We start from the raw sequence: 14,332 nt of genomic DNA, 5'->3' as shown, positions 1-14,332 counted from the left end.
GACACCCCCACCCCGGCCCTCCCCTCAAGGGGGAGGGGGCGCATCGGGGCTCGCCGGTTTCAGCGGCAAAGGCTGGGTGCTAGACCGGTTCGACCAAGCCAGCATTGGCTGCCAGCATGCTGGCGAATTTCTTGCCGGCTGCTGCCAATTCGCCGGAATTGTCGATGCGGATCGTGTTTTCCGGCAATCCGTCGTCAACATTGCGGGCCAAACGCGCCTGAATCGACTCAGGTGTTTCGCGACCGCGGGCGGCGAGGCGTTGGGCCAAAACCGAACGTTCGGCGGTAACCAGGACCACCACCGCATCCGGGTGGCGTTCCAGCAATGCCGGAATGACCCGACGCGAGAGATTGGCGACGACGACGCGGCCGGCGGCGAGGTCGGCTTCGAGGGAAATGGGCAGGCCATAGCGCAGACCATGGGCACCCCAGCTCAGGGTGAACTGGCCCGCTGCTTCGGCGGCGGCGAAAGCGGCTTCATCCATGCTGTCGTGATCTTCACTGCCGCCATCGGCGGGGCGGGTGACGACGCGGCGGACGAAGACGACGCGGCCGGTGTGTTCCAGCCGCTCGCGGGCGTAACCGATCAGGCTGTCCTTGCCGACGCCGCTCGGCCCGACAACGGCAACAAATTTTCCGCTCATATCACTCGCTGGCCCTGACGCCACACTGTCCGCACGATGGGGATACCATCCTCGACGCGCACATGCACGAAGTCGGCGCGCTTGCCGATGGCGATTTCGCCCCGGTCATGGAAACCGGCCGCTTCGGCCGGGCGCTTGGTGACCAGCTGGATGGCCTTGAACAGGTCCATCGTGTCGGTGAGCGCGAAGGCCCCCTGCAGCATCGAGAAGGGGATGTAATCCGAGGACAGGATATCGAGCAGATCGGCTTCCGCCAGTGCCCGCGCCGAGACATTGCCCGAGTGGGAGCCGCCGCGCACCACATTGGGGCCGCCCATCAGGATCGCCATGCCGGCCTGGCGCGAGGCCTTGGCCGCTTCGAGCGTGGTGGGGAATTCGGCGACGTCGATGCCCAGGGCCAGAGCTTCCTCGACATGGTCGCGGGTGGCGTCGTCATGGCTGGCCAGCACGATGCCCAGCTCGTGGCAGGCGGCGGCGATGGCGCGGCGATGCGGGCCGGCGTGAGCGGTCGATTCGGCAATGCGGCGCTCGGAAAAGTCGGCGAGCGCGGCGTCGCTCATCTTCAGCTTGCCCTGATAATAGGTCTTGTAGGCATCCATGCTGGCGAACTGGCGCTGGCCGGGGGCGTGGTCCATCAGCGAGGCCAGACGGACCTGCGGATCGTCCTTGAGCAGCAGGAAGCTTTCGAGGCAATCTGGGGCGGAGACTTCGCAGCGCAGATGGATATGGTGCTCGGCGCGCAGGCGGCCGGCTTTGGTGCCGGCGGCGATGGCATTGGCCAGCGTCAGCATTTCGGCGGCGCCCATATCGGAATTTTCGTCGAGCCCGACGCGGATCGCATCGAGCACGGTGGTGATGCCGGAGGCGGCGATCTGGGCGTCATGCGCCTGCACGGCGGCGACCGGGTTCCAGCGCACTTTGGGGCGCGGGGCATAATGGGTTTCGAGGTGGTCGGTGTGCAGTTCGACCAGACCCGGGATCAAATAATCCCCGTCGAGATCGACGCCGGAGCGGCTGGGCGCGCCAACATCGGTGATGAGGCCGCCATCGACCCGCACGGAGCCTTCCAGCACCTCATTGGCGAGCACGATCCGGGCATTGGTGAGGACAAGTTCCCCGAGAGCGACGGTGTTCATAACGATAAGCCGATCCTGCGTTCGTAAGCCTGGCATGTTGGGGCCTGCGCTAGCCGAACTTCATGACAGTTTGGCGACCACAGTCGATCTATCCCGCCGACAAGGGTCGTATTATCGTCATGCACAGCGGCGAGAACAAGCCGGCATGATTTGGGGACCAGCCATGAGCAATATCGTCGCCACCGGGTTCAATGCCGATTCCGAGGATGGCGAGCTGTTCAGCCTCGAAGCCGACCTGCGGCGGCTGGCCGAGATCGGCACCGATACGGTGGAACTCGGGCTCACCGGGGTCGATCTGATCGCCGGCGGCCGCATCCTGCCCGAGCGGCTCAATCGGCTGGTCGCGATGACCAGGCAATTCGATTTTCGCTACACAGTGCATGGATTGGTGTCGTCCAATTTCATGGACCCGGACACCCTGCCCTACCAGATGGCGGCGGCCAAGGCGCTGGCCGAAATCTGCGACCGGATCGATGCCCGCATCCTGGTGCAGCATAGCGGGGAATTGCGCGCCGACCAGTGGCACCACCGCCCGGGCGCCGACCAGCGCGAGCGCGAGGCGCTGGGCGAACTGGCCGAATTCTGCCGCCCCTATGGCATTCGCGTGGCGCTGGAGAACATTTTTAGCACCGCGCCGGGGCAATACCGGCAGACGCCGGCCGAAGTGGCCGACACGGTGCGGGCGGTGAACCATCCCAATCTGGTGGGGCTGATTGATTTCAGCCACGCCTATATTGAATCGACCTATCGCGGGCTCGACTTCCGCCAGCAGATTGCGGCCATGGCGCCGGTGACCGGGCATCTGCATGTGCATGACAGTTTTGGCCGGCCGCAGGGGTTTTATGTGCCCTATCATCAGGCCGAAAACGTCGCCATGGGCATTGGCGACCTGCATCTGCCGCTGGGCTGGGGCGATATCGACTGGGATGGGATTTTTGGGGAACTGACGTTTTTGCCGGGTACGGTGATGATGATGGAGATCGGGATGCGGTATCGGAGTGAGCGGGCGGAGTGTTTGCGCCGGGCGCGGGGGTTGGCGGGGTTGGATGGTGTGAGGGCGGCGGCGCAGTAGCGCTCTTCCCTCGCCCCTTGAGGGAGAGGGACAGCTTTTCTGCGTTCAGCAGAAAAGCAGGGTGAGGGGTGCTGCGTCATCCCATGCTTTGAGGCGCGTTAAAGAGACCCCTCATCCGCCCTTCGGGCACCTTCTCCCTCAAGGGGAGAAGGGAGAAAGAACGGGCATCTCAGGATGGGTCCCGGCGCAAGGCCGGGATGACATCGTGGGTGGGGTGTATTGAGGTTCACCCATCGTCTCTGCCTAAACCGTCACCCCCTCCTAGCCTCCCCATCGAGGGGGAGGTATCAGATCGAGGTCGGGGCACCATCGAGTCACAACCACCGGGCGGCACCTCCCCCTTGATGGGGGAGGTTGGGAGGGGGTGACGGGAGCCACGATGCTTGGTGCAAGCTAGAGCCCCCTCATCCGCCCTGCGGGCACCTTCTCCCACGAGGGGAGAAGGGAAGAAGGGAGCGTAGCCTCCCCTACCCCGCCAGATAACCGAACTGGGCTTTGTGCAGCACCGCGTAGGCGCCGTCTTGGGCCAGGAGGGCGGTGTGGGTGCCTTGTTCGACGATGCCGGTTTCGTCGATGACCACGATGCGGTCGGCGTGCTGGATGGTCGCCAGACGGTGGGCGATGACCAGGGTGGTGCGGCCCTGCGACAGCTCGCTCAGCGAGCGCTGGATGGCGACTTCGGTGGCGGTGTCGAGGGCGGAGGTGGCTTCGTCGAGGATCAGGATGGGCGGGTTCTTGAGGAAAATCCGGGCGATGGCGACGCGCTGCTTCTGGCCGCCGGAGAGCTTCACCCCGCGCTCGCCGACCACGGTGTCGAGGCCCTCGGGCAGGCGCTTGATCACCATGTCGAAACGGGCGCGGCGGGCGGCTTCCATGATGGCGTCGTCGGTAGCGCCGAGCTGGCCGTAGGCGATGTTCTCGCGAATGGTGCCGCCGAACAGGAACACGTCCTGCTGCACGATGCCGATCTGGCTGCGCAAGGAGGTCTGGGTCATGTCGCGAATGTCGATGCCGTCGATGGAAATCGAACCGCTGTTCAGCTCGTAAAAGCGCGGCAGCAGCGAGCAGAGCGTGGTCTTGCCGGCGCCGGAGGGGCCGACAATGGCGACGGTTTCGCCGGCATTGATAGCGAGGCTGACCCCGTCGAGCACGCTGCGGCCGTCTTCATAGGCAAAGCCGATGTTATCAAAGACGATATCGCCGTTGAGGTGGGTCACCGCCTTGGCGCCGGGGCGGTCGGCGATGTCGGGCTCGGTGTCGATCAGGGTGGTGAAGCGGCGGAAGCCGGCAATGCCCTTGGGATAGCTTTCGAGCACGCCGGTGATCTTGTCGACCGGGCGCATGAAGACGTTGACCAGCAGCAGGAAGCTGACAAAGCCGCCATTGCTCAACTCGCCCTGCACCACGAGCCAGGCGCCCACCAGCATGACCACCAATTGCACCAGGCGGGTGCTGAGATAGGTGATGGTGATGCTGGCCGTCATATAGGCGTAAGCCTGCAGCTTGGTCTGGCGATAGGCATTGTTGTTGCCGGCGAACAGCTTGGCTTCGTGGGACTCATTGGCGAAGGCCTTGACCACGCGGATGCCGCCGATCGAGTCCTCGATGCGGGTGTTGAAATCGCCGACCTGGCGGAACAGGGTGCGCCAGTTCTGGGTCATCCTGGCGCCGTAGCGGCTGACCAGCCAGGTCATCACCGGCACAATCAGCGTGGTGATCAGCGCCAGTTGCCAATTGACGGTGAACATCAGCACGAAGGCGCCGATGAAGGTCATGATGGCGAGGAACACGTCTTCGGGGCCGTGATGGGCCACCTCGCCGACATCCTCAAGATCCTTGGTCACATGGGTGATCAGATGGCCGGTCTTGTTGTTGTCGAAAAAGCTGAAGCTGAGCTTTTGCAGGTGGTCAAACACCTGGCGGCGCATGTCGGTTTCGATGCCGATGCCGAGCATGTGGCCGAAATAATTGACCACGCCCATCAGCACGGCGTTGAGCACATAGATCGCCAGCAGCGCGGCGCCGGCGATCAGGATGAAGCCGAATTCGGAGCGCGGCAGCAACTGATCGATGAAATAGGCCACCGCCATCGGGAAGGCGAGTTCGAGCAGGCCGGCAATGATGGCGCAGCCGAAATCGAGAATGAACAGGCCCTTATAGGGGGCGTAATAGGAGAAAAAGCGCTTGAGCATGAAAGGCTACTGAATATGGGGGCGGGCAAAAAGGGCGAACGACACAATAGCCCGCAGGTCGCATATTAAGTAGAGCGCTTCAATCATAATATGGGTTAGGTCCACCCGTTGGGCGACGGATGGACCGCTGATGGCTAGGCCGCGACGGCGCCGCCGGGGGCGCCTTTGGCGCCGGTCATGAAGGCGACCGCGTCGGACATGGTGTAGTCCTTGGGGTCGATGACGCAGAGGCGGCGGCCGAGGCGGTGGACATGGATGCGGTCGGCGACCTCGAAGACATGGGGCATGTTGTGGCTGATCAGGATGATCGGAATGCCGCGCGCCCGCACATCCTGGATCAGTTCGAGGACGCGGCGGGATTCCTTGACGCCGAGGGCGGCGGTGGGCTCATCGAGAATGATGACCTTGCTGCCAAAGGCGGCGGCGCGCGCCACGGCCACACCCTGACGCTGGCCGCCGGACAGGGTTTCCACCGCCTGATTGATGTTCTGGATGGTCATCAGCCCCAGATCGGAGAGCTTTTCGCGGGCGATGCGCTCCATGGCCGAGCGGTCGAGCTGGCGGAAGACCGAGCCGAGAATGCCCGGCTTACGCAGCTCGCGACCCATGAACATATTGTCGGCAATCGACAAAGCCGGCGACATGGCCAGCGTCTGATAGACGGTTTCCACCCCGGCATTGCGGGCATCGATGGGCGAGGTGAAATTGACCTTCTGCCCATCGAGGAACACCTCGCCGGTGTCGGGAATGATGGCCCCCGACAGGGCCTTGATCAGCGAGGATTTGCCGGCGCCGTTGTCGCCGATGACGCCGAGGATTTCCCCCGGCATCAGATCGAAGTCGCAATTGTCGAGCGCGGTGACGCGGCCATAGCGCTTGGACAGGTTACGCGCCTTGAGCAGGGGTTCGGTCATAGCGACACCTTTCTGATCCACTGGTCCACGGCAACGGCGGCGATGATCAGCACGCCAATCAGCAGATAGGTCCATTGCGCATCGGCGCCGAGCAGGCGCAGGCCGAGCGAGAACACGCCGACGATCAGCGCCCCGAACAGCATGCCCAGGATCGAGCCGCGGCCGCCAAACAGCGAGATGCCGCCAATCACCACGGCGGTGATGCTTTCGATATTGGCCGACTGGCCGGAGGTGGGCGAGACCGAGCCGATGCGCCCGATCAGCGCCCAGCCGGCAAAGGCGCAGATCAGCCCCGACAGCATATAGACCGAGATCAGGATGCGCTTGGTGTTGACGCCGGACAGCTCGGCCGCGTCGGGATCGTCCCCGACGGCATAGACGTGGCGGCCCCAGGCGGTGTGGCGCAGCACATAGGCCAGCAGCAGCACCAGCAGCACGAAGAAGATCACCCCATAGGTGAACACCGCGCCGCCGAAATTTATGGTCTGGCCGAAAAATTGCAGGATCGGCGCCTGGGTTTCGATCTCCTGGGCGCGGATGGTCTCATTGCCGGAATAGAGGAAATTGGTGGCCAGTGCGATCTGCCAGACGCCCAAGGTGACGATGAAGGGCGGCAGCTTGACCACCGCGACCAGCCAGCCATTGAGATAGCCGACCGCCGTGCCGGCGATAAGGCCAATGCCGATCGATACCACTGGCGGCAGGCCGTAGCGGAAGGTGAACTGGCCCATGATCACCGAGCTGAGCACCATGATGGCGCCCACGGACAGATCAATGCCGGCGGTGAGAATGACCAGCGATTGCGCGGCGCCGACAATGCCGACAATGGCCACCTGCTGGAGGATAAGCGTCAGCGCGAAGGAGGAGAAGAACTTGCCCCCCAGCAGCGCGCCGAAAATGATGATCGACAGCACCAGAACGATCAGCGGCACCAGCGACGGCGTGCTGTGCAGGGCGTGTTGCAGCCGCGACAGCAATCCGGTCGGCTGGTGATCGAATGTGGCGACCGTCTCGTTGCGTGCGGCGCTGGCCGCATCCATGTCGGCTTCGCTGGGCATGGGCTCTTCTCCCCCATTGGTATCGAATAGGGGCGGACTCATGGTCCGCCCCCGGGCATACGCACTCAGGTTAAGGCACACTCTGGTTGTCGCAAGGTTCGAAGCGAAAAGCCGGTTCCCACCTTTTCGCCCCTTGCTTTAGCCCCAGCAGAGCGCCGTACCCTCGGTGCTGTCAATGCTGTCGACGCCAGCCACTGGCGCGTCGGTCACCAGCTTCACCCCGGTATCGAAGAATTCCTTGCCGGGAGTGGGTTCCGGCTTCACGCCGGTATCGGCCCAGGCCTTGATGGCCTCGACGCCAAGCGCGGCCATCTGCAACGGGTATTGCTGGGAGGTGGCGCCGATGACGCCGTCCTTGATATTGGCGACGCCGGGGCAGCCGCCGTCGACAGAAACGATGGTCACGTCATTTTCGCGGCCAATGGATTTGAGCGCTTCATAGGCGCCGGCCGCCGAGGGCTCGTTGATGGTGTAAACGACGTTGATCATCGGGTCCTTGGCGAGCAGGTTTTCCATCGCCTTGCGGCCGCCCTCCTCGTTGCCGGCGGTCACGTCATGACCGACGATGCGCGGATCGGTTTCGTCGCCCCATTTGTTGGGGTCGCCCAGTTCGATGCCGAAGCCCTGGAGGAACCCCTGATCGCGCAGCACGTCGACGGTGGGTTGGCTGATGCCCAGATCGAGCATGGCAATCTTGGCATTGGCGGCTTCGGCGCCCAGCGTGCCGGCGGTCCATTTGCCGATCAGTTCGCCGGCGAGGAAATTGTCGGTGGCGAAGGTGGCGTCGGCGGCATCGGCCGGGGTCAGCGGGGTATCGAGCGCGATCACCAGCAGGCCGGCAGTGCGTGCCTGCTGCACCGACTGCACGATGGAAGAGGTGTCCGAAGCGGTGATCAGAATGCCCTTGGCGCCATCGGCAATGCAGGTCTCGATGGCCGCGACCTGGGTTTCATGGTCGCCATCGACCTTGCCGGCATAGGATTTCAGCGTCACGCCCAATTCGGCGGCCTTGGCCTCGGCGCCTTCGCGCATCTTGACGAAGAATGGGTTGGTATCGGTCTTGGTGATGAGGCAGGCGGTAATAGCGTCCTGCGCCATGACAGGCACGGACAGGCCGGCAAGGCACAGCGCCGTGCTCAAAAGCAGCTTGTTCAATTTATCTCTCCCTGGTGGGCGGCGAATTGGGCTCCTCCCTGATCCGCAGCCACTGATCTTTCGATCCGACGCCAGCATCGTGGCGCAGTTTTTGGCAGCCCGTCAATATATAAATCTCATTTATTTATTTATTCGATGCCGGGTATCTTCCCGGCTGATCGGACGCCGCTTATGGTGCTCGCCATGGGCAAACCAATCATCAGAACCCTTAGCAGTGGCGTGAACCAGAGTGGCGTTCGTGACTATAACGAACGGCTACTGCTGACCTTGTTGCAGCGCAATGGCCCTACGGCGGGCAGCGATCTGGCGCGGCTGGCGAATTTGTCGCCGCAGACAGTGTCGATCATTTTGCGCGAAATGGAGGCCGAGGGACTGCTGAGTCGCGGCACGCCGATCAAGGGCAAGGTGGGCAAACCATCGGTGCCGATGAGTCTGGCCGAGGACGGGGTGTTGTCGTTCGGCTGCAAGGTGGGGCGGCGCAGCGCCGTGCTGCTGCTGGCCGATTTTCGCGGCACGGTGCGCCACCAATTGCAGCTCACCTATAACTACCCGATGCCGGAGCAGATCTTCCGCTTCATCAAGGAGGGGATGACGACGCTGCTGCTGCAATGCACCCCGGTGGAAGTCACCCGCATCTGCGGCATCGGCATCGCCATTCCGTTTGAGCTGTGGCGCTGGAACGAGCTGGTCCGCGCGCCGGCCGAGGCGCTGTATTCCTGGAAGGGCGTCGATTTCGCTGCCGAGCTGGCCGGCTTTACCGATTTGCCGGTCAGCGTGGTCAATGACGCCACCGCCGGCTGCCAGGCCGAGCATATTTATGGGCGGGGCAAGGAATTCCGCGACTACGCCTATTTCTTCATCGGCGCCTTTATTGGCGGCGGCGTGGTGCTGAACCACTCGGTGTATCAGGGGCACCAGGGCAATGCCGGGGCGCTGGGCTCGCTGCGCAGTTTTGGCCCGCATGGCGAAAGCCAGCAATTGATCGACACCGCCTCGATCCATCTGCTGGAGACAAGGCTGACCGAAGTCGGGCTCGATCCGCAGGCGCTGTGGGCACAGCCGCAGGACTGGAGCGGGCTATCGCGGCTGGTCGATCCCTGGCTCGGGCAGACGGCGCAGGAACTGGCCAAGGCGAGCCTGTCGGTGTGCTCCGTGATCGATTTTGAAGCCATCCTGATCGATGGCGCCTTTCCCGATGCGGTCAAGCACGCACTGGTCGAGCGCACGCGGCGCTATCTGAACAATCAGGATATGCGCGGGCTGATCGCGCCCCGTATCGAGGCCGGTACCGTGGGCGGCAATGCCCGCGCCATCGGCGCCGCCACCAGCCCGCTATTCCAGCGCTATTTCATGAACGGCAATATCCGCCTGCAGGCGTAGATTGCGGCAACGCTAGCGGTCCTGTTCGGCCCGTTTCAGTTCGGTGCCGAGCCAGGCGATCAACCGGTCGATGGCGGGATTGCCGCGGCGCTGGGGGGCGCTGACCACGTAGTAGCCGCCGAGGCGGATATTGGTGTCGAACAGTTCCACCAGCCGGCCGCTGGACAGATCGTCAGCGGCCAGAATGCGGCTGCCCAGCACGATGCCCTGATTGGCGCTCGCCGCGTCGAGCCCCAGGCTGGAATCCCAGAGGCGCGGGCCGTGCAGGCGATGGCCGGCCCCGACCCCGGCCGCCTCGAACCAGTCGGTCCATTGGCGGTGGCTGGCCTCATGGATCAGCGGCCAGTTGGGCAGGTCGGCCAGCGATTTTGGCGTGCCATGGGTGGCCAGCCATTGCGGGCTGGCGAGGGGGAACATGCGGGGTCGCAACAGCGGCATGCCGCCAGCGGCCAGCGTGTCGAAATCGCCAAAGCCGATGGCCAGATCGGCTTCGCCGCTGGCAAAATCGGGCATGGCGTCGGTGGAGCGCAGCACCACCTCAGTGCCGCGCAAAATCTCTTCGATGATGGCGAGGCGCGGGGTCAGCCAGCGGGTGGCGAGCCCGGGAATGCACCAGATGCGCAGGATGGCCCCGGCGCGGGCCGAGCGCAATTCGCCGGCGGTATTGGCGATCAGGCGGAAGGCCTTGCTGACCGAAGCGAGCAGGATTTGGCCTTCATCAGTCAGCGTGACGCCGCGCGGGCCGGCGGTGAGCAGCTTGCGGCCCATCCAGGCTTCCAGATTGCGCACATGGCGGCTGACCACGGTGTGGCTGACGCCCAGATCGTCGGCGGCCTTGCGCATCGAGCCGGTGCGGCCGGTGGCCTCGAAGGCGCGCAGCATCATCAGCGGCGGCAGGCGCGAGGCGGAATCGTCGGGCATGGCGGGCGTCTCCGGTGGCAACATGGATGCACCACACTGCCCCACATAATCACATACCGCCTCGGCCCGGCAACGGCCTAGGCTGGGCGCATTGAGGAGACTTGCCATGACCGACAATGCCAGTTTGCAGACCCGCCGCCAGACGGCCTTGCCGCGCGGCATCGGCACCGCCTTCCCGGTGTTTGCCCAGCGCGCCGAAGGCAGCGAATTGTGGGACGTCGAGGGCAAGCGTTATATCGACTTTGCTGCCGGCATTGCCGTGCTCAATACCGGCCACCGCCACCCCAAGGTGATGGCGGCGGTGCAGGCGCAGCTCGACCAGTTCACCCATACGGCGTTTCAGATCGTGCCCTATGAGCCCTATGTGGCGGTGTGCGAGCGGCTGAATGCGCTGGCGCCGTTTTCCGGGCCGGCCAAATCGGTGCTGTTTTCGACCGGGGCCGAGGCGGTGGAAAATGCGGTCAAGATCGCGCGGGCGCATACCGGGCGGCCCGGTGTCATCGCCTTTAGCGGTGGGTTTCATGGCCGCACCACTTTCACCATGGCGCTGACCGGCAAGGTGGCGCCGTACAAGAAGAAGTTCGGCATTTCGCCCCCCGGCATTTTTCATGTGCCGTTCCCGGCGGAATCGCATGGCGTCAGTGTGGGTGAGAGCCTGCGGGCGCTGGAGACGCTGTTCCGCGCCGATATTGATCCGAGCGAGGTGGCGGCCATCATCATCGAGCCGGTGCAGGGCGAAGGCGGGTTTTTGCCGGCGCCGACCGAGCTGCTGGTGGCGCTGCGCGGAATCGCCGATCAGCATGGCATCGTGCTGATTGCCGATGAAATCCAGACGGGCTTTGCCCGGACCGGCAAGATGTTTGGTATCGAGCATTCGGGAGTGGAGCCAGATCTGGTGACGGTGGCCAAGGCGTTGGCGGGTGGGTTTCCGCTATCGGGGGTGATTGGGCGGGCCGAGATCATGGACGCGCCGGAAGCCGGCGGGCTGGGCGGCACTTATGCCGGGAGTCCGATGGCCTGTGCGGCAGCGCTGGCGGTGCTGGAGGTGATTGCCGAGGAAGGCTTGGTCGAGCGCGCCAATCGGATTGGCGAGCGGATCAAGGCGGCGCTGGAGATTACCGCGCGGCGCAACGACATCACGCCGATTGGGTTTATTCGCGGGCCGGGCGCGATGGTGGCGTTTGATATTGTGGGGGCGGATGGCGGGCCGGATGCGGCGGCGACCAAAAGGGTGATCCAGGCGGCGCTGGCGGATGGGTTGATCCTGTTGTCCTGCGGCATCCATGGCAATAGCATCCGGCTGCTCAACCCGCTCACCATCGCGGATGATTTGCTGGATGAGGGGCTGAACAAGCTCGAAGCCGCGCTGATCGCGGCGCGGAATTAAGGATATGGCCATGCACAATCTTGCCGATAGCAACCTGCTGAAGAACCAGGCGTTTCTCGATGGGCGCTTTGTCGGCGCGGCCAGTATCGATGTGACCAACCCGGCCAGTGGGGCGGTGGTGGGTCAGGTGCCGGCGTTTGGGGCGGATGAGGCGACGCAGGCGGTGGAGGCGGCAGCAGCCGCCCTGCCCGCGTGGAGCGTCCGTACCGCCAAGGAGCGCAGCAAGATTTTGCGCGACTGGTTCAATCTGGTGGTGAAAAATCGGCAGGATCTGGCGGTGATCCTGACCAGCGAGCAGGGCAAGCCACTGGCCGAGGCGCTGGGCGAAATCGACTATGCGGCGTCCTATATCGAATTTTATGCCGAAGAGGCCAAGCGCATCGCCGGCGAAATGCTGCCCAGCCATCGGGCCGATGCGCGGCTATTGGTGCTGCGCCAGCCGATTGGGGTGGTGGCGGCGATTACGCCGTGGAATTTCCCGGCGGCGATGATTACCCGCAAGATTGCCCCGGCATTGGCGGCGGGCTGTACGGTGGTGGTCAAGCCGGCGCTGGAGACGCCGCTGACGGCGCTGGCACTGGCCGAACTGGCGCAGCGCGCGGGTTTTCCGGCGGGTACGATCAATGTGGTGACTGGCGATGCCAAGGCCATTGGCGGGGTGCTGACCAGCCATCCCAAGGTGCGGCTGGTGGGGTTCACCGGCTCGACGGCGGTGGGCAAGATCTTGATGGCGCAGGCCGCCACCACGGTCAAGAAAGTGGCGCTGGAGCTGGGCGGCAATGCGCCGTTCATCGTGTTTGACGACGCCGATCTGGATGCGGCGGTCGAGGGCGCGATTGTCTCGAAATACCGGAATATGGGGCAGACCTGCGTTTGCACCAATCGCTTCTATGTGCAGGCCAGCGTGCATGATGCGTTTGTGGAAAAGCTGGTGGCGCGGGTTGCGGCGCTGAAGGTTGGCGATGGCTTTGCCGAGGGCGTCAACCAGGGACCGCTGATCACCGAGGCGGCGGTGCGCAAGGTGGAGGAGCATATCGCCGACGCTACGGCCAAGGGCGCGACGGTGCGGCTGGGCGGGCAGCGGCATGCGCTGGGGCGGACGTTTTTTGAGCCGACCGTGCTCACGGGGGCCAATGCCGGGATGACGCTGGCCAATGAGGAGACGTTTGGGCCGCTGGCGGCGGTGTTCAAATTCGAGACTGAGGCGGAGGTGATTGCGGCGGCCAATGACACCGAAACCGGGCTGGCGGCGTATTTCTATGCGCGCGATGTGGGGCGGATTTTCCGCGTCATGGAGGGGCTGGAATACGGCATGGTGGGCATCAATACCGGGCTGATTTCGACCGAACTGGCGCCGTTTGGCGGGGTCAAGGAAAGTGGCAATTCGCGCGAGGGCTCGCAGCACGGCATATTGGAGTTCACCGAACTCAAATATGCCTGCCTGGGCGGGCTCGCCGACTGATCGAAGTCCGGCTAGGGTGAAGGCCATGTCCTTCACCCTGCGCCAATTGCAATATTTTATCGCCGTGGCCGAGCATGGCACCGTGTCGGGTGCGGCGCAGAATTTGTCGATTTCGCAATCGGCGGTGACCGAGGCGATCCGCGACCTGGAGCTCGATCTGGGGGTGTCGCTGTTTGAGCGGCATCGGCGCGGGCTCAACATTACCCATCAGGGGCATCAGTTTCATCGTCATGCCGCGCGCATTCTTTCGGGGGTGCAGGATGCGCGGCGGAGCTTTGTGGAAGTGGCCTCGGCGCCGCCCAGCCCGCTGGCGCTGGGGGTGACGTCGCTGGTGGCCGGCTATGTGCTGTCCGAATTGCTGGCGCGCTATCGGCGGGCTTATCCGGCGGTGCAGGTGACGGCGATTGAGGATAATCGCGACTATCTCGAACATCTGCTGATCGGCGGCGAGCTGGATGTCGCGGTGATGGTGATTTCCGATTTGCAGGATCGACATGCGCTGCAGGCGGAAATCTTCGAGACCTCGTCCTATCGGCTGTGGCTGCCGCTGGGGCACCGGCTGGCTTCTGCCGATGTGATCCAGATCGAGGATATTGTGCCCGAGCCGCTGATCATGCTGACGGTGGACGAGACCGAGGAAAATACCGGCAAGCTGCTGTCGGCGCTGGGCACCAAGCCGCGGGTGGCGTTTCGCACCCGGTCGGTGGAGGCGGTGCGCAGTCTGGTGGCCACCGGAGCGGGCGTCGCGATCCTGCCCGATCTGGTGTATCGCCCCTGGTCGCTGGAAGGCGACCGCATCGAAAACCGGATTATCTCGGGAAGTTTGCCGGTAGTGCAGGTCGGCATGGTGTGGCGACGCGGCTCGGGCCTGCCGCAATCCGCCCGCGATTTCATCGGCTTAGTGCAGGCACAGCAGAACCAGCGCAAGTTCTGAACGCGTGGTATCGATTTTGCCGATATCATCTATCTGTCGAATGAATTTGCGAAAGTTAATGCGGGGCGTACTCTTTCC

12 protein-coding genes are annotated in these 14,332 nt (G+C 64.0%); 5 read left to right on the top strand and 7 right to left on the bottom strand.

Annotated features, from left to right (window positions below):
* Positions 1-79 precede the first annotated feature (79 nt).
* A complete protein-coding gene (gene phnN / locus ACX3OW_RS13385; protein WP_459096284.1) occupies positions 80-643 on the bottom strand; it encodes a phosphonate metabolism protein/1,5-bisphosphokinase (PRPP-forming) PhnN in 564 nt (187 codons plus the stop codon).
* The gene (locus ACX3OW_RS13380; protein ID WP_459096283.1) at positions 640-1,779 is read right to left on the bottom strand and encodes an alpha-D-ribose 1-methylphosphonate 5-triphosphate diphosphatase; all 1,140 of its coding nucleotides are present in this window, start codon (positions 1,777-1,779) and stop codon (positions 640-642) included. Before ACX3OW_RS13380 ends, phnN begins: the two co-directional genes overlap by 4 nt.
* A gap of 163 nt (positions 1,780-1,942) precedes the next feature.
* Between ACX3OW_RS13380 and ACX3OW_RS13375 the strand changes: the two genes are divergently transcribed.
* Positions 1,943-2,851 carry a TIM barrel protein gene (locus tag ACX3OW_RS13375; RefSeq protein WP_459096282.1) on the top strand — a complete coding sequence of 303 codons (909 nt, stop codon included), beginning with the start codon at positions 1,943-1,945 and terminating at the stop codon, positions 2,849-2,851.
* A 467-nt stretch (positions 2,852-3,318) separates the two neighbouring features.
* Here the strand turns inward: ACX3OW_RS13375 and ACX3OW_RS13370 are convergent, their stop codons facing one another.
* From ACX3OW_RS13370 to ACX3OW_RS13355, 4 genes are all read right to left on the bottom strand, one after another.
* A complete protein-coding gene (locus ACX3OW_RS13370; protein WP_459096281.1) occupies positions 3,319-5,043 on the bottom strand; it encodes an ABC transporter ATP-binding protein in 1,725 nt (574 codons plus the stop codon).
* Positions 5,044-5,177: 134 nt separating this feature from the next.
* Complete coding sequence (locus tag ACX3OW_RS13365) at positions 5,178-5,957, bottom strand: ATP-binding cassette domain-containing protein (protein ID WP_459096280.1); 780 nt, start codon at positions 5,955-5,957, stop codon at positions 5,178-5,180.
* Entirely contained in the window at positions 5,954-7,015 is a 1,062-nt protein-coding gene (locus ACX3OW_RS13360) for an ABC transporter permease (RefSeq protein WP_459096279.1), read from the bottom strand. Before ACX3OW_RS13360 ends, ACX3OW_RS13365 begins: the two co-directional genes overlap by 4 nt.
* A gap of 138 nt (positions 7,016-7,153) precedes the next feature.
* Entirely contained in the window at positions 7,154-8,170 is a 1,017-nt protein-coding gene (locus tag ACX3OW_RS13355) for a substrate-binding domain-containing protein (RefSeq protein WP_459096278.1), read from the bottom strand.
* 183 nt (positions 8,171-8,353) lie between these two features.
* Here ACX3OW_RS13355 and ACX3OW_RS13350 point away from each other — a divergent pair, with 183 nt between their 5' ends.
* Positions 8,354-9,550: an ROK family protein gene (locus tag ACX3OW_RS13350; protein ID WP_459096277.1), complete on the top strand. Its 1,197-nt coding sequence runs from the start codon at positions 8,354-8,356 to the stop codon at positions 9,548-9,550.
* Positions 9,551-9,562: 12 nt separating this feature from the next.
* Here the strand turns inward: ACX3OW_RS13350 and ACX3OW_RS13345 are convergent, their stop codons facing one another.
* Positions 9,563-10,471 carry a LysR substrate-binding domain-containing protein gene (locus ACX3OW_RS13345; RefSeq protein WP_459096276.1) on the bottom strand — a complete coding sequence of 303 codons (909 nt, stop codon included), beginning with the start codon at positions 10,469-10,471 and terminating at the stop codon, positions 9,563-9,565.
* A gap of 106 nt (positions 10,472-10,577) precedes the next feature.
* On the opposite strand from ACX3OW_RS13345, the gene gabT reads away from it, so the two are divergent.
* The 3 genes from gabT to ACX3OW_RS13330 are packed head-to-tail and all read left to right on the top strand — an operon-like array spanning position 10,578 to position 14,254.
* Complete coding sequence (gabT, locus tag ACX3OW_RS13340) at positions 10,578-11,858, top strand: 4-aminobutyrate--2-oxoglutarate transaminase (RefSeq protein WP_459096275.1); 1,281 nt, start codon at positions 10,578-10,580, stop codon at positions 11,856-11,858.
* Between the two features lie 10 nt (positions 11,859-11,868).
* Positions 11,869-13,320 carry an NAD-dependent succinate-semialdehyde dehydrogenase gene (locus tag ACX3OW_RS13335; protein ID WP_459096274.1) on the top strand — a complete coding sequence of 484 codons (1,452 nt, stop codon included), beginning with the start codon at positions 11,869-11,871 and terminating at the stop codon, positions 13,318-13,320.
* 25 nt (positions 13,321-13,345) lie between these two features.
* A complete protein-coding gene (locus tag ACX3OW_RS13330) occupies positions 13,346-14,254 on the top strand; it encodes a LysR family transcriptional regulator (RefSeq protein WP_459096273.1) in 909 nt (302 codons plus the stop codon).
* The last annotated feature ends 78 nt before the right edge of the window (positions 14,255-14,332 follow it).

The organism is Devosia sp. A449, from assembly GCF_054489375.1.
The sequence above is the reverse complement of the archived record's forward strand: the minus strand, read 5'-3'. Positions and strand labels throughout refer to the sequence as shown.

Bases quoted from the DNA above. Each gene is read 5' to 3' on its own strand.
- ACX3OW_RS13365 (WP_459096280.1), bottom strand. From the start codon at position 5,957: ATGACCGAACCCCTGCTCAAGGCGCGTAACCTGTCCAAGCGCTATGGC.
- ACX3OW_RS13335 (WP_459096274.1), top strand. From the start codon at position 11,869: ATGCACAATCTTGCCGATAGCAACCTGCTGAAGAACCAGGCGTTTCTC.
- ACX3OW_RS13350 (WP_459096277.1), top strand. From the start codon at position 8,354: ATGGGCAAACCAATCATCAGAACCCTTAGCAGTGGCGTGAACCAGAGT.
- gabT (WP_459096275.1), top strand. From the start codon at position 10,578: ATGACCGACAATGCCAGTTTGCAGACCCGCCGCCAGACGGCCTTGCCG.
- ACX3OW_RS13380 (WP_459096283.1), bottom strand. From the start codon at position 1,779: ATGAACACCGTCGCTCTCGGGGAACTTGTCCTCACCAATGCCCGGATC.
- ACX3OW_RS13370 (WP_459096281.1), bottom strand. From the start codon at position 5,043: ATGCTCAAGCGCTTTTTCTCCTATTACGCCCCCTATAAGGGCCTGTTC.
- ACX3OW_RS13360 (WP_459096279.1), bottom strand. From the start codon at position 7,015: ATGCCCAGCGAAGCCGACATGGATGCGGCCAGCGCCGCACGCAACGAG.
- ACX3OW_RS13330 (WP_459096273.1), top strand. From the start codon at position 13,346: ATGTCCTTCACCCTGCGCCAATTGCAATATTTTATCGCCGTGGCCGAG.
- ACX3OW_RS13345 (WP_459096276.1), bottom strand. From the start codon at position 10,471: ATGCCCGACGATTCCGCCTCGCGCCTGCCGCCGCTGATGATGCTGCGC.
- phnN (WP_459096284.1), bottom strand. From the start codon at position 643: ATGAGCGGAAAATTTGTTGCCGTTGTCGGGCCGAGCGGCGTCGGCAAG.
- ACX3OW_RS13375 (WP_459096282.1), top strand. From the start codon at position 1,943: ATGAGCAATATCGTCGCCACCGGGTTCAATGCCGATTCCGAGGATGGC.